20 protein-coding genes are annotated in these 24,270 nt (G+C 70.5%); 9 read left to right on the top strand and 11 right to left on the bottom strand.

Going from position 1 to position 24,270, the window contains the following annotated elements:
• Positions 1-443 precede the first annotated feature (443 nt).
• Positions 444-3,857, top strand: coding sequence for a LuxR family transcriptional regulator (locus tag KFLA_RS39395; protein ID WP_158307293.1), 3,414 nt, complete (start codon positions 444-446; stop codon positions 3,855-3,857).
• Positions 3,858-4,374: 517 nt separating this feature from the next.
• Here KFLA_RS39395 and KFLA_RS21035 read toward each other — a convergent pair.
• Positions 4,375-4,749 carry a DUF4406 domain-containing protein gene (locus tag KFLA_RS21035; RefSeq protein WP_237706551.1) on the bottom strand — a complete coding sequence of 125 codons (375 nt, stop codon included), beginning with the start codon at positions 4,747-4,749 and terminating at the stop codon, positions 4,375-4,377.
• On the opposite strand from KFLA_RS21035, the gene KFLA_RS21030 reads away from it, so the two are divergent.
• Entirely contained in the window at positions 4,724-5,557 is an 834-nt protein-coding gene (locus tag KFLA_RS21030; protein WP_237706550.1) for a DeoR/GlpR family DNA-binding transcription regulator, read from the top strand. The genes KFLA_RS21035 and KFLA_RS21030 overlap by 26 nt on opposite strands.
• On the opposite strand, the gene KFLA_RS21025 is transcribed toward KFLA_RS21030, so the two are convergent.
• The 5 genes from KFLA_RS21025 to KFLA_RS21005 all read right to left on the bottom strand — a co-directional run bounded on the left by KFLA_RS21025 (position 5,558) and on the right by KFLA_RS21005 (position 9,946).
• Positions 5,558-6,040: a hypothetical protein gene (locus KFLA_RS21025; RefSeq protein ID WP_041289421.1), complete on the bottom strand. Its 483-nt coding sequence runs from the start codon at positions 6,038-6,040 to the stop codon at positions 5,558-5,560.
• 27 nt (positions 6,041-6,067) lie between these two features.
• On the bottom strand, positions 6,068-7,021 hold the full coding sequence (locus tag KFLA_RS21020) for an NAD(P)-dependent alcohol dehydrogenase (RefSeq protein WP_012921827.1): 954 nt from the start codon (positions 7,019-7,021) through the stop codon (positions 6,068-6,070).
• Entirely contained in the window at positions 7,018-7,239 is a 222-nt protein-coding gene (locus KFLA_RS21015; protein ID WP_012921826.1) for a helix-turn-helix transcriptional regulator, read from the bottom strand. The genes KFLA_RS21020 and KFLA_RS21015 overlap by 4 nt, the downstream gene beginning before the upstream one ends.
• Positions 7,236-7,661 carry a hypothetical protein gene (locus KFLA_RS21010; protein ID WP_012921825.1) on the bottom strand — a complete coding sequence of 142 codons (426 nt, stop codon included), beginning with the start codon at positions 7,659-7,661 and terminating at the stop codon, positions 7,236-7,238. The genes KFLA_RS21015 and KFLA_RS21010 overlap by 4 nt, the downstream gene beginning before the upstream one ends.
• A gap of 140 nt (positions 7,662-7,801) precedes the next feature.
• Positions 7,802-9,946, bottom strand: a complete 2,145-nt coding sequence (locus KFLA_RS21005; RefSeq protein WP_012921824.1) for a M6 family metalloprotease domain-containing protein — start codon at positions 9,944-9,946, stop codon at positions 7,802-7,804.
• 249 nt (positions 9,947-10,195) lie between these two features.
• On the opposite strand from KFLA_RS21005, the gene KFLA_RS21000 reads away from it, so the two are divergent.
• The gene (locus KFLA_RS21000; RefSeq protein WP_012921823.1) at positions 10,196-11,554 is read left to right on the top strand and encodes an NAD-dependent succinate-semialdehyde dehydrogenase; all 1,359 of its coding nucleotides are present in this window, start codon (positions 10,196-10,198) and stop codon (positions 11,552-11,554) included.
• A gap of 118 nt (positions 11,555-11,672) precedes the next feature.
• On the top strand, positions 11,673-12,524 hold the full coding sequence (locus KFLA_RS20995; protein WP_012921822.1) for a phosphotransferase: 852 nt from the start codon (positions 11,673-11,675) through the stop codon (positions 12,522-12,524).
• Positions 12,525-12,566: 42 nt separating this feature from the next.
• Here KFLA_RS20995 and KFLA_RS20990 read toward each other — a convergent pair whose 3' ends face one another.
• The 5 genes from KFLA_RS20990 to KFLA_RS20970 form a co-directional block, all read right to left on the bottom strand.
• Positions 12,567-13,754: an MFS transporter gene (locus KFLA_RS20990; protein WP_012921821.1), complete on the bottom strand. Its 1,188-nt coding sequence runs from the start codon at positions 13,752-13,754 to the stop codon at positions 12,567-12,569.
• Between the two features lie 164 nt (positions 13,755-13,918).
• Positions 13,919-15,085 carry a xylose isomerase gene (gene xylA / locus KFLA_RS20985; RefSeq protein ID WP_012921820.1) on the bottom strand — a complete coding sequence of 389 codons (1,167 nt, stop codon included), beginning with the start codon at positions 15,083-15,085 and terminating at the stop codon, positions 13,919-13,921.
• A gap of 49 nt (positions 15,086-15,134) precedes the next feature.
• A complete protein-coding gene (locus tag KFLA_RS20980) occupies positions 15,135-16,022 on the bottom strand; it encodes a carbohydrate ABC transporter permease (RefSeq protein ID WP_012921819.1) in 888 nt (295 codons plus the stop codon).
• A gap of 1 nt (position 16,023) precedes the next feature.
• Entirely contained in the window at positions 16,024-16,866 is an 843-nt protein-coding gene (locus KFLA_RS20975; RefSeq protein WP_049797607.1) for a carbohydrate ABC transporter permease, read from the bottom strand.
• Positions 16,867-16,949: 83 nt separating this feature from the next.
• Positions 16,950-18,296 (bottom strand): extracellular solute-binding protein, encoded by a 1,347-nt coding sequence (locus KFLA_RS20970; RefSeq protein ID WP_012921817.1) that lies wholly within the window; start codon positions 18,294-18,296, stop codon positions 16,950-16,952.
• 251 nt (positions 18,297-18,547) lie between these two features.
• Here KFLA_RS20970 and KFLA_RS20965 point away from each other — a divergent pair, with 251 nt between their 5' ends.
• The 5 genes from KFLA_RS20965 (at position 18,548) to KFLA_RS35800 (ending at position 24,227) form a co-directional block, all read left to right on the top strand.
• On the top strand, positions 18,548-20,956 hold the full coding sequence (locus tag KFLA_RS20965) for a glycoside hydrolase family 3 N-terminal domain-containing protein (RefSeq protein ID WP_012921816.1): 2,409 nt from the start codon (positions 18,548-18,550) through the stop codon (positions 20,954-20,956).
• Positions 20,957-20,960: 4 nt separating this feature from the next.
• Positions 20,961-22,013 (top strand): LacI family DNA-binding transcriptional regulator, encoded by a 1,053-nt coding sequence (locus tag KFLA_RS20960; RefSeq protein ID WP_012921815.1) that lies wholly within the window; start codon positions 20,961-20,963, stop codon positions 22,011-22,013.
• Between the two features lie 96 nt (positions 22,014-22,109).
• Positions 22,110-22,493: a hypothetical protein gene (locus KFLA_RS20955; protein WP_012921814.1), complete on the top strand. Its 384-nt coding sequence runs from the start codon at positions 22,110-22,112 to the stop codon at positions 22,491-22,493.
• 110 nt (positions 22,494-22,603) lie between these two features.
• The gene (locus tag KFLA_RS20950) at positions 22,604-23,413 is read left to right on the top strand and encodes a sigma-70 family RNA polymerase sigma factor (protein WP_012921813.1); all 810 of its coding nucleotides are present in this window, start codon (positions 22,604-22,606) and stop codon (positions 23,411-23,413) included.
• A gap of 88 nt (positions 23,414-23,501) precedes the next feature.
• On the top strand, positions 23,502-24,227 hold the full coding sequence (locus tag KFLA_RS35800; protein WP_012921812.1) for an ANTAR domain-containing protein: 726 nt from the start codon (positions 23,502-23,504) through the stop codon (positions 24,225-24,227).
• Positions 24,228-24,270 lie beyond the last annotated feature (43 nt).

Below are 24,270 nucleotides of genomic sequence, written 5' to 3'. Positions count from 1 at the left end.
CCTCTGGCCGATCATCCGCGCGCCGGCATGCCCAGTCGGACAGCCGGGCCACCCGCGACCTCGCTGTCGGTGGCCGAGTGGGGCGCCGCACCTGCGCATCAAGATGCCGCAAGGTCGGGCTGATGCTCTGGGAGGCGACGCTCGTCGGGTCTATGCCCGCACGGTCGAGCCTAGGGCGGTCCAGTCGAACTATGCCGCCGCCTCCACTGCCGTCAGCGCCAGGACGGCGGGGTGAGTGCGGCTCACCTTGCTTGGGGTCGGCAGGTCGAAGGACGAGGGGAGCGGTCACACTATGTGCGTGAAGTTGCTGACTGAGAGTAATTCGAAGAAGACGGACAGCCATTGGGCTGGCGTCGTCAGGTGGGGGTGGGCTCGCCGCCGCCCAGTCGGGACGTACTAGGCAGGCTGCGGTGCGAAAGACGAGCGGGGGAGCGGGCGGTCGGTTGACGACGCCGCGGATGATCGGCAGAGAGCGCGAAACGCGGTTGCTCAGGACCGCGGTGACAGCGGCGCCGAGTCTGGTGCTGGTGGTGGGAGAGGCGGGAACAGGCAAGAGCAGGCTGGTCGCCGAGGTGGCTCGGGACCATCCAGCGCGATGGCTGACGGGTCAATGCCATCCGGTGCAGGACGAGACGCCACTGACGCCGGTGCTGGAGGCGTTGGCTCCGGTCTCGGACCAGCAACCAGGAGCCGGTACGCCGTGGCGCGGGGCGCTGGTTCCGGGGATGCGGCACTCAGTGTTCGCGCGGACGAGGGAGTTGCTGGCCTCGCTCGGGCCGACGGTGCTGGTCGTCGAGGATCTGCACTGGGCGGATCCGGGGACGCTGCAACTGCTGCGGTTCCTGGCGAGCCGGTTGCCGCGGGAGGTCCGCGTGGTCGCCACCTACCGGCCCGAGGACACCCTGGTCGCCGGCGAGATCACGGCATTGGCCGGCTGCGTCCCGCCGGGGACTCGGACGACCGAAGTACGGCTCCACCCGCTCGCGCCGCACGCGGTACGGGAGTTCGCTGCGCAGATGCTCGGTGTCGACGAGCTGCCGGATGGATTGGCGAGGGAGTTGTTCGAGCGGACGGGCGGTCTGCCGTTCGTGCTGGAGGAGTTCTTGCGGGACGTGGCGATCGGGGCTGACGGATCGCTGGCACCGGTCGCCCGGGCGCTGGCGGAAACCCGCGCGCCGGTGGCGTTGCGAGCGGCGGTCGCGATCAAGCTGGAACAGTTGCCAGAGGCATGCAGACGGGTGGTCTGGGCCACTGCGGTGCTCGACGCACCCTCGCCCGATGCGCTGATCGGCGCTGTCGCGGAGGTTGGTGCAGCGGAGTTGGCCGATGCCGTGGATGCGGCGTTGGCGCGGGCGTTGCTGGGGGAGTCGCGGCCGGGGTTGTACGACTTGCGGCATGCGCTGGGGCAGCGCGCGGTGTACGAGACGATCCCGGCGGACGAACTGCGCCGGTTGCATCGGCGAGCGGCCGAGGCCGTGGGATCGCGCGATCCCGGCGCGCACGCGCGGATCGCGGCGCACGCTCGGCGGGGCGGCTTGGTCGGCACTTGGCTGACCGAGGCGGAGTTGGCTGCCGCTCAACTCGTCGAGTGCGGGAAGGCGGACCGGGCGGTCGAGCAACTGCTGGAGATGCTGCGGTTCGAAGGGTTGGCGTGGGCGGATCGGGCGCGGCTGGCGACGCGGCTGGGGCACGCGGCGGTGGAATCGGCGCAGTGGGACGAGGCCGTGGTCGCGATGCGGATGGTGCTGGACGAGTTGGTGGTGGCGAGCGGTGATCGGGGCAGCCTGCGGTTGGCGTTGGGCCTGGTGCTGCACGACCGGGCTGGGGAGTTCGCCGCCGCGCGACGGGAGCTGGCGGCGGCGGTCGAGGAGTTGGGCGGGGATCCGATCGCGGCTGCGTTGGCGATGTCGACGTTGGCGGTTCCGACGTCGGGCGCGGAGGAGATTGCCGAGCACAGAGCGTGGATGCACCGGGCTCTCCGGTTGCTTGGCGAGCCGACTCAGAGCGCGTGGCCTGCCGCGGCTGGTGCCAGTCCGCTCGCCGTACGGCGCTCTGGTGCTTCGGCGCGTCGAGACGGGGTCGGGTACGCCGACGTACGGGAAGGCGGGCGCAGTGGGATTGCCGGTGTGCGGGATGGCTCGACCGACGATGCCGCGTCGGGGAGGACTCGCGTGGTGGGAGGCAGCGTTGCTGGTGATGTGGTTCGGCCGCGGGATGGTGCTGGGGAGTCAGCTGGGGTGGGGATAGAGGGGCCGCCCGGTGTCACGGGGGTGCGTGGCGGCGGCGCGCCGGGGGCTTCCGGTGGGCGGTCGGGTGGGGCGGTGGGTACTTCGAGTGCGCGGCGGGCCGGGGAGGCGGGTGGGGTTGCGGGCGTTGCGGATGCTCGGAGATCCCGCCGGGTCGACGCTGTCGCAGGCGGCGGCGTGCGGCGGGATGCTGCTGCGGGTGACGCAGGTAGGCGGCAGATCGCCTCAGTGGGCGGCGTTGATGTGCCGGTGGCCGGCTCCGCGGGTGACGGCGATGTGCGAGGGAGCAGGTCCGCGGGTGACGGCGATGTGCGGTCGAAGGGCTTGGCGGGTGGTGGTTCAGGGCGTGATGGGGGTGCGGCTGTTCGGGGAGTTTGGCGGAATCGGGGGCGGTTGTTGCTGGCGGCGGGTGATCTGGCGGGGGACGACGGGACGGCGGATGCGGCGCGGGGGTTGTTGTGGCTGGGGCACGATCGGCGGAGCCGGGAGTTGCCGGCGGGGGTTGGGACCCGGTTGTGGCAGGCGTGGTTGGCGGGGCAGTGGGAGGAGTTGCCGGAACGGTTGCTGAGGGCAAGGAGTGAGACTGCTTCGGCTCCGCTTGTGCGGGCTGAGGTTGAGCTGGTGACCGGGCGACTTCACTTGGTGCGGGGGGACCTTTCGGCGGCGATGGAGGTGCTGGAGTCGGTGCGTGGCGAGTTGCCGGTACGGGCGGCGGCACTGGCGACGATCGGGCGGATGCAGCTGGCGCTGGGGCAGACGGATGCGGCCGTGGAGGCGGTGGAGGACTTCGTCTCGGTGGTACGGCGTAAGGACGGGTGGGCGTGGGCGGGGGAGTTGGTTGCTACGACGTGTGTCGCTTGGGATCGCAGTGAGCGACGACCGGACGCGTTGGGCTTGTTGCAGGAGTTCGACGCGGGCTTGGTTGGACGGGATGCGCCTGCTTCGGTTGCCGCGAGCAAGCTCGCGCGTGCGTTTCTGAGCATTGGCGACACTGCCGATCGGGAACGAACCGCACACCGGGGAGACCGTGAACCAGGCGGCGAGTGTGGTGGCGGGCGAGGCGAAGGCCGGGGGAGCGGCCAAGCCGGCTCGGGGAACGCATCACGGGCGTCGACCGGGTTGCACCCCTCGACGACCTCGCCCCGTCCGACGTCGCCTTCGGGGGCCGGGGAGGCGGCAGTTCGACCGTCGGCTGACTGGTTCGAGATGGCTGCGGCGGCCTATCGGGCGATCGGGCGACCGTACGACGAGTGTTGTGCGTTGGAGGGCAGGGCTCGGCGGGCGTTGGAACTCGGGGATGCGCAGGAGTTGGTTGCGTTGGAGGCGCGGTACGAGAAGCTGGGCGCCCGGTGGGATGCTCGGCGGTGCCGGGAGGCGTTGCGAGAGGCCGGAGTCGCGGTGACGTCGCGGCGGGGACGCCGGGGATACGGGAACGCGCTCTCTCCGCGAGAACACGAAGTCGCCAGGCTCGCGGCTCGTGGGTTGAGCAACAACCGGATCGCCGCTGAGTTGTCCCTGTCGGTGAGCACGGTGGAGGACCATCTCTCCCGGGCGATGCGGAAGCTGAAGATCCGTTCCCGCCGCGATCTTGGGCCGCTGATCGCTCCCTGACGGGCGGACGCACTGCCGGACACTGCGTCCGCCCGGCCTGCGGCGGTGGACTCCGCGCCCGCCGGGGCCTGCCGCGGTGGACGCTGCGTACGCTCGAGCCTGCCGCGGTGGACGCTGCGTACGCTCGAGCCTGCCGCTGGACTCTGCTTTCCCTGGGCCTGCAGCGGCGGACTCTGCGTTCGTCGGGCCCGCTGTGGCGGACTCTGCCTCCGCCGAGCCCGCTGCGGCGCACACCGCGTCGCCCCGGGCCACCTCCGCGTCGCCCTGGCCACCTCCGAGGTGGCCCCCCGTACGGCCTCCCTGACATGACGGCCGCGCCCCCGTCGGCGACGTCGGCGCTGCCAGTCGGCGCCGTCCTCAACTTGTCCTTCGAGCAGCAGTACTCGCCCGCTGTTCGGCGGTCACCGCCAGCGCGGCGCGTCGTTGGGCGGCCCGGCGGCGGCCATCGACGAACTCTCGCGGCTCCCGCGCGGGCCGCTGTGCTGGGTGCCGACAGGCGCAGTCGGCGGTGAGTCTCCTACTGCGGAACGAACGCCGGGATATCGGCTGCGTCGCGGTAGATCGGGAGACCGCGCGTCTCCGCGATCTCTACGTCACGGTCGGCGCCGTGGGACTCGCCGGGGAGACGCAGTACGGCGTCGCAGTGCTGGAGCAGGCGGCCCGCCACGTCGTACATCACGTCGCCTTCAGGGCCGTCCGGCGATTCGACCTGCGGGGCGCCGCGGAGAACGGGCAGGGCCACCCACTCGCCGATCATCGGGATGTGCCCTTTGGCGTGGATCGGCCAGGCGGCGCCTTCCAGTCGGCGGAGGTTGGCGGCGATCCGGTCGGGATCGCCGTCGGTGCCGGAGCGGTAGGGACCGGCGATGAGTACGAGCATCGGCTTCTTCACGCGATTGACCATAACGTGCAAGAATGCGGACGAACAAGGAGGAATGTGGATGTTAGCGGCACAGCGTCGAGACCTGCTGCTCGAACGGCTCGTGGCCGACGGGCGGGTCGTCGCGAAGGACCTGGCGACCGAGCTCGGCATCTCCGAGGACAGCATCCGCCGAGATCTGCGCGAGCTCGCGGCGGCCGGGCTGTGCCAGCGGGTGTACGGGGGCGCTCTGCCGATCTCGCCGGCCGTGGCTGACTACTCAACCCGGGAAACCGTGGCAGTCGACAGCAAGACGGTGGTCGCAGGGCTCGCGGCGAGCTTGGTGCGGCCGGGCAGCGCGGTGATCCTGGACGGCGGGACGACGGCCCGTGCCGTGGTGGCCGCGTTGCCGCTGACGCTCGAGGCGACCGTGATCACGCACAGCCCGACCATCGCGGCGGCGCTGGTCGAGCACCGGGGGATCGAGATCTTCCTGATCGGCGGCCGGGTGTTCCGGCACTCGATGGTGGCCAGCGGTGCGGCGGCAGTCGAGGCGGCGCAGGCGGTGAGTGCCGACTTGTTCCTGCTGGGCGTTACCGGGGTGCATCCGGAGGCCGGACTCACCACCGGCGACGCCGACGAGGCGGCGATGAAGCGTGCGCTGTCCCGCCGGGCGGCCGAGACCTACGTGCTGGCGAGCGCGGAGAAACTCGGCACGGCTTCACGTTTTTCCGTACTTCCTCTGCATGAGGTCGCCGGAGTTGTCACCGACGCGCCGGCCGGCCACCGCACCGTCCGTGAGCTCCACGGCGCCGGCGTACCGGTGATCGGTCCGTCCTGATCAGCCCGGGTGGAGATCGCGGTGCAGGTGAGCCCGCGCCAGGCGGCGGGTGCGGAACAGTCTTTGGAGGTCGGCGCGGTTGTCGTACATGAGCTGCCAGTGGAAGTAGTTCACGTACTCCGCCACCGCGAGCAGGAACAGGGTCAGCCCCGGGACGAACCGCCGCGCCGGATCGCCGACTGCGGCCGCGACGACGACGCCGGCGGCCAGTAGCCCGACCAGGCAGGCGATTCGTACGAGCCGGAAGGCCTCCAGGTGCCGAGGCCGTCGCAGCGCGGAACGAACCTGGCCGAGCTTCGCCATCCAGTACGCCGCGCCAACCAGCAGCAGCCCCGCCGAGGCCAGAAAGCCGGCGGCGTTGGCCGCGCTCACTGGAGCGTCCAACGCCCCGAAGACGAACCAGCCGATCACTGCCACGTTCACGACTTCGAGCACCGCCATGGTGCGCACCCTGCCGGCCACCGCGACCCGTCCCCGACGCATCCGGCCATTGTGCACCGCTGCAGCCGGTCAGACGGTGATGACGAGTTTGCCGCGGGGGTGCCGCTCGCGGAGATGGTGGATGGCGGCGGGCGCTTCGGCCAGGGGATAGGTGCGGTCGATCGCCGGGGTCACCTTGCCGAACTCGATGAGCGTGCGCAGGTGGGCGTAGTCGTCGGCGCGTTCGGTGCTGATCAGGCCGCGGAGGCGTTGGCCGATGAAGGGGGAGAGCAGCGTCGCGCGCAGGGCGCGGTCGAGGCCGCCGAGGGCGCCACCGGTTTCGGCTCCGACGAGCACGAGGGTGCCTTTCGGCGTCAGAGAACGGCGAAGAGTTCGCAGAGAGCGGTTCCCGCCGGCGTCCAGGATCAGGTCGTACGCCGCGGCGGGGAGTTCGTCGCGGGTGTAGTCGAGCGCTTCGTCGGCGCCGAGCTCGCGGACCAGGTCGAGCTTGGCCGTACTGCACACGCCGGTGACGTGAGCGCAGGCGGCCTTGGCGAGCTGGACGGCGTACGAGCCGACGCCGCCGGCCGCGCCGAGGACCAGGACGTGATCGCCGGGGCGAACGTCGCGCAGCCCTTGAAGCGCGGTCCCGGCCGAGATCGGGACGGCGGCCGCCTGCTCGAAGGTGAGGTTCGCCGGCTTGCGGGTCAGCCGGTCCGCGCGGCCGACGGCGTACTCGGCGAAGGAACCGCTCTCGCACGTTCCGTACACCTCGTCGCCGACCTTCAGCTCGGTGACGCCGGCGCCGACCGCCTCGACCACCCCGGCGACGTCGCGGCCGCTGATCCGGACGCGCGGCCGGCGCAGCCCGACGGCCAGTCGGACGACGCGCGGCTGACCGGCCATCAGGTGCCACGTGCCCTGGTCGACCCCGGCCGCTCGCACCCGCACCAGGACTTGGTTGCTCCCGGCAACCGGCTGATCGGTCTCGTCGAGCCGAAGCACCTCCGGCGGACCGTACCGGTCCTGGACGATCGCTTTCATGTTTCCTCCCCTGGATACTGGAACACGTCCGCGAGCGGTACGCCGAAGACGTGCGCAATCTGGAACGCGAGCTCGAGCGACGGCGAGTACCTGCCCTGCTCGATGGCGATGACGGTCTGCCGGGTGACCCCGAGCCGGCGGGCCAGCTCGGCCTGGGTCAACTCGGCGTGGTCGGTGCGCAGAGCCCGGATCCGGTTGGTGACGCGGGTCGGCTTCACCACGGCAGCCCCCGGCGGTAGGCGAACAGCCGGGCGACCGAGCCGAGCACCGCGGACAGGACGAACGCGAGGTAGATCGCGTTCGCTATCCAGAAGTGGTCCGCCTCGACCATCGCCAGCAGCAGCGCGGCCAGTCCGCCGATCACCACGAACGACTGCCCGACCTGCTCACCGAACCGCGCGATCTCCAGATCCCGCTGGTCCTTCTGCGGCCCGTCCTCCTTCGCGCCGGTCGCCGCCAGCACCACCTCGAGCACGATCGCCGCCACGATGGCCGCACCGATCGTCCACAGCATCACCGCGACGTACGGCGTATCGGCCCGTCCGCCGTCGATCCGCCCCAGCACGATCGCCAGGTAGACCAGGTAGCCGACCACCGAGACGCTCAGGAACACCCACGCCCGCTTCTCCTCGAACGCCACAGCGCCATCCCCTCGCGATGTAAAAAATCTTTGACACTGCGACAGTAGGCCCGCCCGCTCGCGATGTCAAAGATTCTTTACATCACCGGCGACAGCAAGGGCGGGCCACCGCGACGGCGGCCCGCCCCTTCACATGGGCGTCAGCGGGCGATCGCCAGGCAGCTGGTGGTGGATTTCTTGGTGGGGTCGGACTCGGAGATGGCGGTCAGGGTGACGCGGGCGAGGGCGGCCGAGCCGGGGGCGTGCTTGGCCTGGACCGGGACCGTGACGCGTTTGCCGGTCGCGGCGGTGGTCAGAGCGTTGGGCAGGTTGACCGACCAGCCGCGGCCGTCGATCGTGGCGGACAGGCGGTAGACGTCGTTGTTCAGGTACTTGCTGACGTCCTCGGGGTGCTCGCCCTGGGCGGCAGCGGCCTTGCCGGTGTTGGTGAGCGGGAAGTTGCACGTGGCAACACCGTCGCGGCTGGGCCGGCCGACTGCCGGGGTGACGCGGACGCCGCGCTGGGCCGGCCCGTCGCCGTCGAGCGAGCGAACGGCGACGGTGTAGGACAGGACGCCCTGCCGGTCGCGCTCGAGGTCGGTGACGTAGAAGTGCAGCCGGTTGGCCTCGTCGACGTACTCGTACTCGCTGCCGGAGTTGGTGCCGGCGTGGAAGAGCGCGTCGGACAACTGCCGGTAGTCGCCGATCGTGATCGGCACCTTGGTGCCGTCGGGCAGGACGTAGTCGGTCATGTTGATGTCCTGCGAGTTGGCGTCGATCACCCACTCGAACGGCGCCTGGTCCTGGTTCTTCGTCTTGGCCAGCAGGACCCCGGAGTCGGGGGTGAACGAGTCGGTGCCCATCCGGTCGACGACCTCGACGGTGTAGTTCTGGTAGCCGCGGCCGTCGCAGAGCGGGTCGGTGGCGGTGTTGCAGGCGGGCGCGAGATCGCCGCCGCCGAGCTCCACATTGATGCCGGCCAGACCGGTCGGTCCCGGCTGGGCGACACGGGCGGTGACGTCCGCGACCACGACGCCGGACTGGGCCAGCGCCTCACGGTTCAGCCGGAGTACGTTCTGCTCGTCGACCATCTGCAGCTTGATCTTGTTGCGCAGCATGTGCTGAGCACCCATCGAGGCGCCGCCGGTCGCCGGGATCATCCACCGGCTGTGCGGTCCGCCGGGGCCGTTGAAGCTGCCCCGGCTGAGCATCTCCCAGATCCCGGTGTACGCGCGCCGCGGCGGTACGCCGTACGGGTTGTTGTAGTTGTCGCCGATGCCGAGGATGTGGCTCAACTCGTGGGCGAAGACCGCCATCCCGGAACTCTCGGCCTGGGTGGACGAGCCGCCGCCGGCGTTCGGCCAGATCGACGAGCCGGCTGCCCAGGAGGTCCAGTCGACGTAGCGGGTGCGGGACCAGTTCGGCAGGTTCGGGTCCGGCGGCCCGAACGGCTCGGTGACGTCCTCCTTGGTCGGGAACTTCATCATCCCGAACTCCTGCCAGGTCGACGACTCGTCCTGCCCGGCGCTCATGAAGAAGACGAAGTCGAAGCCCGCCGGGACGTGGGGGCCCTGGTCGGCGATCCAGGCCGCGCGGCCGTCGGTGCGCAGGTTGCGGTTGCAGGTGTCGCCGGCCGGGCAGGCGGTGCCGCCCTGGAACTCCATCGCGTACTCGTGCGACTTGCCGGGCATCCGGTACGGGCCGAACGCGGTCAGCTCCACCCCGTACCGGCCGCCGGAGTCCTCCATCCAGTACTCGTGAATGGTGTGGCCGCGGTTCAGGGCGTTCGGCTTGTTGAGGAAGTCGTGGTAGAACTGCGCGACCTGGTCTCGCGGTACGCCGTTGGCTTCGGCGCTCGGATTGCCGAACGGTGTCGAGCCCTTCGGCTGGGTCACCACGAACGGCTGGTTCGGGTAGTCGGTCAGCACGAGGGCGCCCTTGAACGTCCGGACGGACCCCTTCTTGGTCGGATCGGCCCAGTTCGTGCCTGGCGGCCTCTGGTAGTCCGACCAGGTCATGTGGTCGGGGTTCTCCCAGTTCTGCGGGTCGATCGGTGCACCGAAGGCTCCAGTGCCGCTGGTCGGACCGGCGAGCCGGGTCGCCGGTTGCTGCTGCTGCCACGGCTGCTGCTGCGGCCAGTGGTCGAACTGCCAGGGATTGGCCGGGTCGGGTCGGGCGGCGGCGGCAGCATCGAGGGCGGCCGGCGCGGGAGCCGCGAGCGCGACCCCACCGATGGCCGCGGCGGCGATCACTGTCGCCAGGCGGAGGACAAGACGGGACTTCCGTTGGTCGGGCACGGGCGGCATCCGATCGACGAGGGGGCGGGATCGAGCCCCCGTCAGCGCAACGACGGGGATTGCCCTCCAGCATGCGCCGCGGACGCCACTGCCGACAGCGGTCGGCCCGAGGGTTTTCCCCTGTCCTGCTCATCCGGTCCAGCCGCTGCCCAGGGGGAGAGGTAGGCGTGATAGACAGACTGACTGTATACAGTATGTAAATCAGCGACTAGCCTTTGCTCTTGCGCACTGTCGTAGAGAACGGAGGACTCGTCCCCCATGTACGCAGTCACTGACCCGGCGACGGGTGAACTGATCGAGCAGATCGAGAACGCGAGCGACGAACAGGTCCGGGCCGCGATCGGGCGGGTGCACCAGGGGTACTCGGCGTGGCGGCGCCGGACGGTCGAGCAGCGGGCGGCGATCGTGGCCCGGGCGGCGGAGCTGTTCGCGGAGCGGACCGACGAGCTGGCCGCGATCATGACGCTGGAGATGGGCAAACGGATCAACGAGGGCCGGGGCGAGATCGGCATCGTGGTCGACATCTTCCGGTACTACGCCGAGCACGGGCCGGCGTTGCTGGCCGACGAGCCGCTGACGATCAAGGGTGGTCGCGCGGTGATCACCAAGGAACCGATCGGCGCCCTGCTCGGCGTGATGCCGTGGAACTTCCCGGTCTACCAGGTGGCCCGGTTCGTGGCGCCCAACCTGGTGCTGGGCAACACGATCCTGCTCAAGCACGCCTCGATCTGCCCGCGGTCGGCGGTGGCGATCGAGCAGGTGCTGCGGGAGGCCGGCGTACCGGACGACGCGTACGTGAACGTGTTCGCCTCCAGCCGGCAGGTGCCGTGGATGCTGGCCGACCCGCGGATCCAGGGCGTGTCGCTGACCGGCAGCGAGCAGGCCGGCATCTCGGTCGCCGCCGAAGCCGGGCGGAACCTGAAGAAGTCGGTGCTGGAGCTCGGCGGCTCCGACCCGCTGATCGTGCTCGACACCGACGACCTGGACGAGACGGTCCGGGCCACGTCGACGGCCCGGATGCGCAACTGCGGCCAGTCGTGCAACGCGCCGAAGCGGATGATCGTGCTGTCGGGCCTGTACGACGAGTTCGTGGACCGGCTGACCAAGCGGGTCGCGGAGTACTACGTGGCCGGCGATCCCGCGGACCCGAATACGACGCTGCCGCCGCTGGCGTCGGTCGCGGCCGCCGACGAGGTCGCCGGGCAGGTCGCGAAGGCGATCGAGCAAGGCGCCACCCTGCGCACCGGCGGGCGGCGGATCGGGCCGGGTGCGTACCTGGAGGCGACCGTGCTGACCGACGTGACCCCGGAGATGGACGCGTACCGGGAGGAGATCTTCGGTCCGGTGGTGCTGGTGTTCGAGGCCGGGACCGAGGCTGAAGCGGTCGCGATCGCCAACGACTCGCCGTTCGGTCTCGGGGCGAGCGTCTGGGGCACCGATGCCGAGCGCAACACCCGGGTCGCGCGGCAGCTCGAGGCCGGCATGGTTTATCTCAACAGCGCCGGCGGCTCGCAGGCCGACCTGCCGTTCGGTGGCATCAAGCGCTCCGGCATGGGGCGCGAGCTCGGGCCGGCGGGCATCGAGGAGTTCATGAACAAGAAGTCGATCCGCCTGTAGCCCGCGGCTCGGCGGTACGGCGTACAGCCGACAGGGGCCTCGGACAGGACACTGCCTGTCCGAGGTCCCCGCTCGGGGTGCTCCCCGCGTGGACCGGTGGGCGAGGCATGATCGGCAGGTGGCTGAGACGGGGTGGCGACGGGTCGATCGGCTGGACGCGGACTGGGCGGCGGGGGAGATCGCCAGGCTCGCCGGGGTGAACGTGGTGGTCGAGGGGCCGTGTGGTGGGGGAGAGGTCGGCGCGGCGTTCGTGCGGTGGGAGGACGGGCGCCGGTCGGTGCTGAAGTGGCGGCCGGGTGTCCGGCTGGCGGAGTTCGAGCGCGGGCCGCTCGCGGTGGTCGACGTACTGCGTGAGGTCGGGTACCCGGCGCCCCGGACCGAGTTGGCGGTGCAGGTCGGGACCGCCGTGGTGACCGTGCAGGAGTTGATGCCGGGGACAACGGTCGAGCGGGTCGATCACCACCTGCTGGACCAGCTCCTGGAGCTGAACGCGTTGCAGGCGGGTCGACTGGCCGGCTCGGAGATGGCGCCGCTGCCGACGTACCTGCACGAGGACGGGCCGGGGTTCTGCCTGCACGGGCCGTTGCGGGAGTTCAGCGCGCGGACGGCGGACCTGGAGCGGCGGATCTCGGCGGTCGGACCGGAGGTGTTCACCGGGGACGACGCGGTGCACGTCGACTTCCACCCGGGCAACCTGCTGCAGACCGACGGCCGGATCAGCGCGGTGATCGACTGGGACGGCGCCGGGCGCGGCGATCGGGGGCTGGACCTGGTCACGCTGCGGTTCGGCGTACGGGGTCAGGGCGACGACGTGGTCGCGCGGCTCGACGGGCTGCTGGACGAGTTGCCGGAGGACGTACTACGTGCTGCCTGGGCGCACATGAGCCTGCGGATGGTGGACTGGGCGATCCGGCACTTCCCGGCCGGCGAGGTCGACGAGTGGGTCGACCTCGCCGACCAGCGACTTTAGGGCGTGCCTCCCAAGTTCCCGCCTGATGCGCGCGACGCGCCCCTAGACAGCGGCCAGTTCCTGCTTGCCGTCCGCCGGTACGGCGGGCTGCCGGCGGTCCAGGGCGCCGGAGGCGAGCGCCAGGAGCAGGGCGCCGGCAGCCATCGCGGCGCCGGCCCAGTTCGTCGCGGCGTAGCCGTAGCCGGCGGCGATCACGACGCCGCCCAGCCAGGCGGCCAGCGCGTTGCCCAGGTTGAAGGCGCCGATGTTCACCGCGGACGCGACCGTCGGAGCCGCCGACGCGCTGGCCAGCGTGCGCATCTGCAGCGGCGGCGCGGTCGCGAAGCCGAATCCGCCGAGCAGGAACAGCGTCACGATCGCCGGCACCCCGGCGTGCGCGGTGAAGCCGAAGAGCACCAGCACCAGCGCGAGCGCGCCGAGCGCGGTGTAGAGCGTCGGCATCAGCGCTCGGTCGGCGAATCGCCCACCGAGCAGGTTGCCGAACACCATGCCGATGCCGAACAGGACCAGCAACCACGAGATCGCGCTCTCCGGCAGCCCCGCGTCCTCGGTCATCATCGGTGCGACGTAGCTGAACGAGGCGAACACGCCGCCGAAGCCGAGCACCGTGGTACCGACCGCGAGCCAGACCTTCACGCTGCGGAACACCGCGAGCTCCGCGCGCAGGTTCCCGCCCGCGGGACGCGCGATCTCGGGGACCAGCGCCGCGATCCCGATCAGTCCGACGATGCCGAGCCCGGCGACCACCCAGAAGGTCGTCCGCCAGCCGAGGCCCTGGCCGATGAACGTGCCCATCGGCACGCCGAGCACGTTGGCGACGGTGAGCCCGGTGAACATCAGCGCGATCGCGCTCGCCTTCTTCTCCGGCTTGACCAGGTCGGAGGCGACCACCGCGCCGACGCCGAAGAACGCGCCGTGGCACAGCGCGGTGACGATCCGGCCGCCCATCATCACGCCGTACGACGGGGCGAGCGCGGACAGCACGTTGCCGGCGACGAAGATCGCCATCAGCAGCACAAGCAGCTGTTTGCGGCGCAGCCGGTTGCCGAGCGCGGTCATCGGCAGCGCGCCGACGGCGACGCTCAGCGCGTAGCCGGTGATCAGCCAGCCGGCCGCCGGGATCGAGACGCCGAACTCGGTGGCGACCTCGGGCAGCAGACCGGCGATGACGAATTCGGTGGTGCCGATGCCGAACGCGCCGATGGCCAGCGCGAGCAGAGCGAGCGGCATGACGAAGCCTCCTGATGAGTACGACTGTTACCGGCGTCGACAATACTTGCAGACGCTGACTAAATACAATCGCCGGTTACTCCAGAAGGCAACCAAAACGCACCAGACGGTGCGGGCAGCCCGAAAGCTGCCCGCACCACCTGGCACTCCGTCCCGCTGTCGGGTCAGGACCTCGTGCCGTAGAGGTGCTCGATCGCGAGCTGGTCGAGCTGCTCGAAGGCCATCCCGCGGCGTCCGGCCTCGTCGGGGTCGAAGTCCTCGGCGCGTAGCGTGGCGACGGTTTCGCCGGCCGCCACCGTCGGCTGGGCGAGCTGGTCGAGCCGGGCGTCGCGCAGTGCCTGCTGCACCTCGGGGTCGGCGCGGAAGGCGCGGACCTTGGCGCGCAGGATCAGGTAGTTGCGCATGCAGCCCGCGGCCGACGCCCAGACCCCGTCCAGGTCCTCGGTGCGCGGCGGCTTGAAGTCGAAGTGCCGCGGACCGTCGTACCCGCCGTGCTCGAGCACGTCGACCGTCCAGAAGGCCCCGCGCGCGTTGCCGGCGCCGAACCGCAGGTCCTGGTCGTAGCGCGGACCGTTCTGCCCGTTCAGGTCGGCGTGGAAGAGCTTGCCGTGCCACAGCGCCTGGGCGATGCCGTGCGCGTAGTTGAGCCCGGCCATCTCCTCGTGCCCGACCTCCGGGTTGAGACCGACCCGCTCGGAGTACTCCAGCGTCTCGATGAAGGCCAGGGCGTGCCCGATCGTCGGCAGCAGAATGTCGCCGCGCGGCTCGTTCGGCTTGGGCTCGATCGCGAACCGGATGTCGTAGCCCTGCTCGGCCGCGTACGCGCCGAGGATGTCGAAGGCCTCCTTGTACCGGTCGAGCGCGGCCCGCACGTCCTTGGCGGCCCCGGACTCGGCGCCTTCCCGGCCGCCCCAGGCGACGAAGGTCTCGGCGCCGAGCTCGGCGGCCAGGTCGAGCTGGTCGGCGGTCTTGCGGATCGCGTACCGGCGTACGTCGCGGTCGTTGTTGGTGAAGCCGCCGTCGCGGAAGACCGGGTGGGAGAACAGATTCGTGGTCACCATCGGGACCTTGAGCCCGGTTTCCTCCAGCGCGGCCCGGAACGGCTTCAGGTGGGCGTCGCGGTCGGCGGCCGAGCTGCCGAACGGAAACACGTCGTTGTCGTGAAAGGTGATGCCGTAGGCGCCGAGCTCGCTCAGCTTGTGCACGGCCTGCGCCGGGTCGAGCACCGGGCGGACCTCGCCGCCGAACACGTCGACGCCCTGCCAGCCGACCGTCCACAGACCGAACGAGAACTTGTCCTCGCGGGTGGGCATGAAGTCGGCATCGGTCATGGTGATCCTCGTTCTCTCGTGGGGGGAGGGCAATGGTCTGCGGGGAGGGCTAGCGGCTGAAGCCGGCGGTCAGGCCGCCGAGCAACTGGCGCCGGCCGATGGCGTACAGGATGACGATCGGCAGCGTGGTGAGCACGACCGAGGCCAGCACGGCCGGGACGTTGACGCTGTACTGGCCCTGGAAGGTCCACAGTGCCAGCGGCAAGGGACGTTTGTCGGGGCTCTGGGTCAGGATCAGCGGCAGCAGGAAGCCGTTCCAGACGCCGAGACCGTTGTAGATGGCAACCGTCACCAACGCGGGCCGGGTGAGCGGCAGGGCGAGGCTGCGCAGCATGCCCCACTCGGTCGCGCCGTCGACCCGCATCGACTCGAACAGCTCCTTGGGCACGTCCCGGATGAAGTTGGTCAGGACCAGCACCGACAGCGGGATCGAGAACGCGATCGACGGCAGGATGATCGCCAGCAGGCTGTCGTACAGCTGCATCTTGATGATCAGCAGGTACACCGGGATGATCGTGGCCTGCAGTGGGATCGCCAAGCCCATCAGGAACAACCCGTTGACCCCGGCCAGGAAGCGGCTGCCCGAGCCCCGGATGATCGCGTACGACGCCATGAACGCGATCGTCACCGCGGGGATGATGGTGCCGGCGGTGATGATCACGCTGTTCAGGAAGTACCGCGGGAAGTCGGACTCGATCACCAGCCGGTAGTTGGCCAGCGTCGGCTCGGCCGGCAGGGCGAACGGGTTCTGGGCGAAGAACGCGCTCTGGTCCTTGAAGCTGGTCACGACGATCCAGTAGATCGGCACGATCACGATCACCAGCCACAGCCAGCCCGCCGTACCGCCGAGCCAGTTCAGCCGGATCAGCTTGCGCCCGTACGACGTACCGCCGCGGGTCCGCCGGGTCGCCGCGTGGGCGCTGGTCGCCACTGCCATCTCACGCACCTTCCTGCTGGCTGGCCGTCGCACTGCCGCCGAGCCGGCGCAGGATCAGGGCCAGGGCGAGTCCGATCAGCACCAGCAGGACCGCGATCACGCTGGCCGGTCCCATCAGGTTGGCCTGGAAGCCTCGCTTGTACATGTCGAGTGCCAGCACCCGGGTGGCATCGCCCGGGCCACCCGCGGTGAGCACGAAGATCAGGTCGAAGAACGTCAGCGAGCCGACCACCATCAGGGTGGACGAGGTGATGATCGTGTACTTGAGCTGCGGCACGGTGATGCTGAAGAACTGCCGGATCCGCCCGGCGCCGTCGATCGAGGCCGCTTCGTACATCGTGGTCGGGATCTGCCGCACCCCGCCCTGGTAGATCAGCGAGTGGAACGGGATGAACTGCCAGGACACGACGAAGATCACCACTGCGAGCGCCAGATCGCCCCGGCCGAGCCAGTCCTGGGTGAGAAAGCCGATCTTCAGCCCCGCGCCGAGCCCGAAGTTCGGGTCGAGCAGCGCCTTGTAGGTGATCGCGATCGCGGCCGAGCTGAGCAGCAGCGGCACGAAGTACACGACGGCGAGCATCGCGCGGTACCGCTGGCGGCCGGCCAGGAACACTCCGAGCAGCAGGCTGAGCGGCGTCTGCACCAGCCACGACAAGATCATGATCTCGAACGTCACCCACAGCGCGTGCGGCAGCCCCGGATCGCTGAGCACCGAACGCCAGTTGGCGAAACCGGCCGGGGTGATCGCGCCGAGGCCGTCCCACCGGGTGAAGCTCAGCACCAGGACGCCGACCAGCGGCACGACACCGAAGAGCAGGAAGATCGCCAGGGCGGGCAGCGCCATCCACGCGACGGGACCGCTCCGCCCGACCTGCCCGGAGCCGGTCCGTCCACCGGCCCGCGCGGGAGCCGGGGGAGCGGCGGCCGTCACTTCCCGATCACCCCGTTCATGCTGTCGGCGAACTGCTGCGGGCTGATCGAGAGCTGGAACAGCTTGGCGATGTTGTCCAGCAGGGCCTCGGCCGCGGTCGGGCTGAGCGCCTGGTCCCACGACTGCCCGAAGGTCTTGGCCTTGCTGGAGGTGTCGTAGACGAACTTCAGCCAGGCGGCGTCGTTCTTGTCCTGCACCGAGGCGAGCTTGGCCTCGGCGCTCTTGACCACCGGGATGTTGCCGGCGCCGACCCAGGCGTCGACCGAGGGAGCGTCGAGGGTGTTGCCGGCGAGGAACTTCTTGGCCACCTCCTTGTCCTGGTCGCTGGCCTTGGAGGAGATCGACAGGTAGGCGGCCGGGTTGCCGACCGTGCTGGTCGGGTCGCCCTTGCCGCCGTCGACCGGCGGGAAGTTCATGTAGCCGAGGTGGCCACCGGTGACGAAGTCGCCGCCGTCGGCCTTCATGCCGCCGTAGGTCCACGCGCCGTGCAGCATCATCGCGGCCTTGCCGGTGTAGAGCAGCGCCTGGTCGGCGTTGGAGTCGGCGGTGATCGAGGAGAAGCCCTTGATGAAGCCGTTCGCCTTGACGAGTTTCTGCACCTCTTCGAGCGCCTTGAGCGACGAAGGGTCGGACCACGCGTCCGGCTTGCCGTCGAAGATGTTCTGGAAGACCTCGCTGCCGCCGATCCGGTCGTACAGGAACTCCAGCCACATCATGTTGGTCCAGCGCGACTGGCCGCCGAGCGAGAACGGCGCGATCTTGGCGTCGTTGAACTTCGGCACCAGGTCCATGATGTCGCCCCACGACTGCGGCGGCTCGGCCCCGATCTTCTCGAACGCTTTTTTGTTGTAGAACAGCACGATCGGCGTGGTCGCCTCGACCGGCATCGCGTAGATCTTGCCGTTGACCGTGCCCGCACCGAAGGCGGCGGGGAAGATCTGGTTCTTCAGCTCGGCGTTCTGGCCGAAGAAGCCGGTCAGGTCCTCGACCTGGTTGGCGTCGACGTAGCTCTTCAGGCCGCCGCCGCCCCAGCCCCAGATCAGGGTCGGGCCCTGGCCGGCGCCGATCGCGGTCTTGATCTTCTGCTTGAACGCGTCGTTCTGGAACTGCGTGGTCTTGATCTGTGTGTCCGGGTTCGCCTCGTTGAACCGCTTGACCTGTGCCTCGCGGATGCTCTGCTGGGGCTGACCGGTGAGGAACCAGTAAGTGGTCCCAGTGCCGGCCGCTGCTCCACCGGTCGAGGTGCCGGAGCTCTGCGGGCCGGACGTGCCGCAAGCTGCCAGGCCGGCGGCGACGGCACCGCCGGCGGTCAGGCGGAGGAATGTGCGCCGAGAAGTCGTCATGGGATCCACCCTGATCTCCGTACTCCGTGCCGCGGACGACGCCACGGCGGGGTTGGCGGCCGGCTCCTCGACGAGCCCGAAAACACCGGCCGGTTAAAACTGTGTTTCGTAACGTAGGTTTCGGTGATGTTGCTGTCAAGGTCTTGAAACTTTCGACTTTCCAGGCGCAGAGTGGCTCATTGCATCAGACTTCAGCTTCGAAACTTTTCGATACTTTATTTCCATGTCGGCAGATATACAGGGAGATTTTCGTGACGACCTCGGTCCCCGCAGGAGGCCCGGACGACCGTCCGTGGCAGAACACCGCGCTGGCGGCGGAGAAGCGGGCGGAGCTGCTCCTGCAGGCCATGACGCTGGCGGAGAAGGTCGCCCAGCTCGGCAGCCGCTGGATCGGCAACGACATGGCCGGGCAGGAGGAGCCGGCCGAGGAGCAGCTCAATGTCGCCCCGCTGCAGGACGTCTTCGCGGCCGGCGGTTCGGTGTCGCTGGAAGATGCCAGCCGCAACGGGCTCGGCCACCTCACCCGGGTCTGGGGCAGCGTGCCGCTGACCGCCGCGGAAGGCGTCGCCGAGGTGGTCCGTCAGCACCGCGCGGTGCTGGCCGGCTCGCGGCTCGGCGTACCGGCACTGGTGCACGAGGAATGCCTGACCGGTTTCACCACGTACGGCGCGACGGTCTACCCGACCGCGCTCGCCTGGGGCGCGACCTTCGACCCGGAGCTGGTGCAGCGGATGGCTGCCGCGATCGGCCGGGACATGGCCGCGGCGGGCGTGCACCAAGGCTTGTCGCCGGTGCTCGACGTCGTTCGCGACTACCGCTGGGGCCGGGTCGAGGAGTCGATCGGCGAGGACCCGTACCTGGTCGCGATGGTCGGTTCGGCGTACGTGCGCGGGTTGCAGAGTGCCGGGGTGATCGCGACGCTCAAGCACTTCGCCGGCTACTCGGCATCCAGGGCCGGGCGCAACCACGGACCGGTGTCGATCGGGCGCCGCGAGCTGCTCGACGTCATCCTGCCCACGTTCGAGACCGCGATCGCGACCGCCGGCGCCGGCTCGGTGATGAGCTCGTACTCCGACCTCGACGGCCTGCCCGCCAGTGCCGACCCGTGGCTGTTCACGGAACTGCTGCGCGAGCAGTGGGACTTCGACGGCACGGTCGTCTCGGACTACTGGGCGGTGCCGTTCCTGGCCACCATGCACCGGGTCGTCGCGGACGCCGATGCCGCCGGAGCCCTCGCACTGACCGCCGGTACCGACGTCGAGCTGCCGGACACCGTCGGCTTCGGCGAAGGGCTGATCGAGCGCGTCAAGGCCGGTGAGCTGTCGGAGGACCTGATCGACCGCGCGGCCCGGCGGCTGCTCCTGCAGAAGGCGCAGCTCGGTCTGCTCGACCCGGACTGGACGCCCGAGGCGTCCGTGCGGCCGGACGAGCTCGACCTCGACTCCGCGGGCAACCGGGAGCTGGCCAGGGAACTGGCCGAGCGGTCGATCGTCCTGCTCGACGCAGGTACCGCGTTGCCACTGCTCGGCGACGATCGGCCGGCTCTGCGCCGGGTTGCCGTCGTCGGCCCGTGCGCCGGTGAGCCGAAGACCTTCATGGGCTGCTACGCCTTTCCCAACCATGTGCTCCCGCGCTATCCCGACCGCGAGCTCGGCATCGAGGTGCCGAGCGCGATCGATGCCCTGCGCAACGAGCTTGCCGGCGTGCAGCTCGTGCACGAGCCTGGCTGCCAGGTCACCGGCGAGGACCGGTCCGGCATCGCCGCCGCGGTCGACGCGGCGCGCGAGGCCGACGTGTGCGTCGCGTTCGTCGGCGATCTGTCCGGGCTGTTCGGCCACGGAACCTCCGGAGAGGGCTGCGACGCGGAGGACCTCCGGCTGCCCGGCGTACAGGCTGAACTGCTCGACCAGCTGCTCGACACCGGTACGCCGGTCGTCGTGGTGCTGGTGACGGGCCGGCCCTACGCCCTCGGCGGGATCGCGGAGCGCGCGGCCGGGCTGGTCCAGGCGTTCATGCCCGGCCAGGAAGGCGGTGCGGCGATCGCCGGAGTGCTCAGTGGCCGGGTGGTGCCGCGCGGCAAGCTGCCGGTGCAGATCCCGCGGCACATCGGCGGTCAGCCCGGGACGTACCTGCAACCGGCCCTCGGCAGTGTGGAGAGCGCAGGCATCAGCGGGCTGGAGACCGTGCCGCTGTTCCCGTTCGGCTTCGGCGCGTCGTACACGACATTCGCGGTGGGCGACCTGCGGCTGGGGGCGACCGAGATCACCACCGACGGCGAGTTCACCGCGACCGTGCGGGTGCGCAACACCGGCACCCGGGCCGGTGACGAGGTGGTCCAGCTCTACCTGCACGACGTCGTCGCGCAGGTCGCCCGGCCGCTGAAGCTGCTGACCGGGTTCGCCCGGGTGTCGCTGGAGCCGGGTGCGGCGACGGACGTGACGTTCCGGGTGGCTGCCGACCGGGTCGCGTACACCGGTCCGGACCTGCGCCGGATCGTGGAGGCCGGCGACATCGAGGTCCTGGTCGGTACCTCCTCGGCGGACCTGCCGTGCCGGGGTACGGTGCGGATCAGCGGGTCGACGCGGGTGGTCGGCCACGATCGTACGATGGTCACCCCCGTCGAGCTGACGGCGGTCACCGGCGCAGCGGGAGGAGTGTGAGCAGGTGCCGCAGTTGAGAGGCCGGGTCACGTTGGCCACCGTCGCGGCCTCCGCTGGAGTGTCGGTGGCGACGGTGTCCAAGGTGCTCAACGGCCGCAGCGACGTGTCGGAGTCGACCCGGGCGCGGGTGCAGGAGATCCTGCGCCAGCACGACTATGTCGGACGCCGGCCGGAGCCACCGGTCGAGCGGGCCACGGTCGAGCTGTTCTACCAGGGCTTCCTGAACAGCTACTCGGTCGAGGTGATCCAGGGCGTGGTCGAGGCCGGCCAGGCGGCCGACGTGGACGTGGTCGTCCGGACGCATCCGCCGCGCGGCCACAACCGCGGCTCCGGCCGGGCGGCGCCGTGGATCCGTGAGCTCGCCGCGAGCGGCCGGCGGGCCGCGATCGGCATCACCTCCGAACTGAGCGAGGCCGACCTGGCCGCGCTGGCGCGGGCCCGGCTGCCGCTGGTCGTGGTGGACCCGATCGACATCGCCCAGCCGGACGTCACCAGCGTCGGGTCGACGAACTTCGCCGGCGGGATGGCGGCCACCCAGCACCTGCTCTCGCTGGGCCACCGCCGGATCGCCTACCTCGGCGGTCCGCCGACGTCGGGCTGCAACCAGGCGCGGATGAACGGCTTCCGCGGCGCGATGGAGGCGGCCGGCGCCGAGGTGCCGAAGGAGTACGTCTGGATGCGCGAGTTCCTCTACGAGGACGGTCTGGCCGGCGGCGCCGCGCTGCTCGACCTGCCGGAACCACCGACCGCGATCTTCGCCGGCAGCGACGAGGTCGCGCTCGGCGCGTTGGAGGCCGCGCGGGCCCGCGGGCTGCGGGTGCCGGAGGATCTCAGCGTGGTCGGCTTCGACGACACCCAGCTCGCCCGGCTTGCCTCACCGCAGCTGACCACGGTCCGGCAGCCGATCCGGGAGATGGGAGCTGTTGCCCTGCGCACCGCTCTGCAGCTGGCCGCGGGGGAGAAGGTCGACTCCCACCACGTCGAGCTCGCCACCCGCCTGATCGTGCGCAGCTCGGCCGCCGCGCCGGCCCGGGTTCCGTCCGGTGCCGTCTCCTGAACCGTCCCGTCGCATGGAAGCGGTTCTCGCGGGTACTGCGGTCAACGGGGTTCTTCTTGCCCGCCGGGGCGGGGCTCTTGGACCGGGAGGTGTTCGATGGCCGGTGCCGATCCGGATGCGCTGTGGAGTGCGTCCGCGGCGCTGAACGAGGTGCTGCGCCTGGAGCAGGTCCGGTTCGACTGGTCCGTCGAGGACTGGGAGGAAGAGTTGGCCGGCCTGATCGCGGTGGCCGGCTCGGCGGCCCGGCTGGCGGACTGCATCGGCGACCACCTGAACGAGTCGGGCGGCGAGCTGACCTGGCGGGACGGCAAGGGCCCGGCGAGCGAGGATCCCGGCCGGCTCACGAAGTCCGCGGTCACGTCGGTCCGGGAGGCCGGCGACCAGCTGGCGAGCGCTGCCGAGACGCTCGCTCGGGCCAAGGAGCAGTTGGCCTCGCTGGCCCGGCGCAGCCGCCGGTCGGCTGCCGAACCGCCGGTCTGAGGCGCACTGTCGCACCTGAGTGAATGGCTCTGGAAAACGTGGGTACGTGAGGCCCATCCGGCCGTGGCCAAACCCTCGCCAGCCTGCCGGATTCGCAGTCCGGGGCTCACATGACCATCACCGCACCCCCTTCCCGGCCCACCTCCGGGCCGGCCGTCACGCAGGTCGAACACCGCAACCAGCAGGCGGCGCAGGTCGAACGGCTGCTGCGGCTGGCCGCCGAGGAGACCGGTGCGCGGCGTACGGAGCTGATCGAGCAGGCCGTCGTCGAAGGCGTTCCGATGGCCCGCACACTGGCCGCCCGGTACCACCGGCGCGGAGTCGACAGCGACGACCTGCTGCAGGTGGCCTCGGTCGGACTGGTCAAGGCCGCACACGGCTACCGGCCCGGTCCGGACACCGACTTCCGGTCGTACGCGATCCCGACGATCCGGGGCGAGCTGCGGCGGCACTTCCGTGACCAGGCGTGGATGGTCCGGCCGCCGCGCCGGATCCAGGACCTGCAGACCGCGATCAACGCCGCCGAGGCCGACCTGGCCTCGACGTTGCAGCACTGGCCGACCACCGAGGACCTGGCCGCCGCGATCGGCGTACCGGTCGAGGACATCGTGGACGCCCAGCGCGCCCAGGGGTGCTTCCGGCCCGCGTCGCTCGACGCGAAACTGACCGGCGCGCCGGCCCTCTCGCTGGGCACGGTGATCGCTGACAAGACGAACACCTACGAGTTGGTCGACCACATCGAGACCTTGCGCCCGGTGGTCGAGGACCTGCCGGCCCGCGACCGGCTGATCCTGCACCGGCGCTTCGTCGACCACCGCACGCAGGCGGAGATCGGCGAGGAGATCGGCGTCAGCCAGATGCAGGTGTCCCGGCTGCTGCGGGAGATCCTGCTGACACTCCGAGCGGCGTTGGCCGCCTGAAAGCCTCGACAGGGCGCCGCTTGTTCCCTACGGTGGAAGCAGGTTCGGCGGGCAGCCTGTCCTACTTCCCCTGTGAGGATACGCTGCCATGAAGCACCGGTCTTCGGCACCCCACCGCGACGCTCGTTTCCACTGGCTGGTCCCGGTGGATCCGAGTCTGGATCTGGGCCTCGAGTTCGTTCCCGGGCTGCTGATCGGCAGCCTGGCCGGCCATCTGCGGGACCGGTCGTCGGACCGGCTCAGATCGACCTTCCGCGACGCCTTGGCCCAACGTCCCGAGCGGGTGCTGCTCGACTTCGCCGGACTGGTCAGTCTGGAGGAGCAGGCGCTGGCCGGCTTGCTCGGCGTGCTCGACCACGCCCGGTCGACCGAGCTCCCGGTGGCGGTCGCCAGCCCGCTGCCCGGTCAGCGTGAGGTGGTCGGCCGCGTCTCGGCCCGCCAGCAGCGGGCCGTGCTGACCTTCCAGTCACTCGACGAGGCGGTCGCCGGGGTGATGGCGGTGCCGGGGGCGCCGCTGCCGGACCAGGAGACGTTGCTGGCGGAGGTCCGCAACCTGCACCGCGCGATGATGAGCCGGGCCTGCATCGACCAGGCCAAAGGCATTCTGATGGCCGTCTACGGGCTCGACGACGCGGCCGCGTTCGCGATGCTGGTGTGGCACTCCCGAAGGTCGGGGCTGGCGCTGAGAGTGCTGGCCGAACGGTTCGTCGAGACGGTCCGCGCCCGTGGGCCGGCCGTGCTGACGCCGCACCGCACCGACGCGATCCTGGCGGAGCTGGCCGATCGCGGACGGCGGTACGACCGGGCCCGCTGACCGCCCGCTGTCCGGTCGGTCCGGTCGGTCCGGTCGGGTCGCG

Origin of the sequence: Kribbella flavida DSM 17836 (assembly GCF_000024345.1) — a bacterium.
Classification (GTDB): Bacteria; Actinomycetota; Actinomycetes; order Propionibacteriales; family Kribbellaceae; genus Kribbella; species Kribbella flavida.
This window is presented reverse-complemented; position numbering and strand designations above follow the sequence as displayed.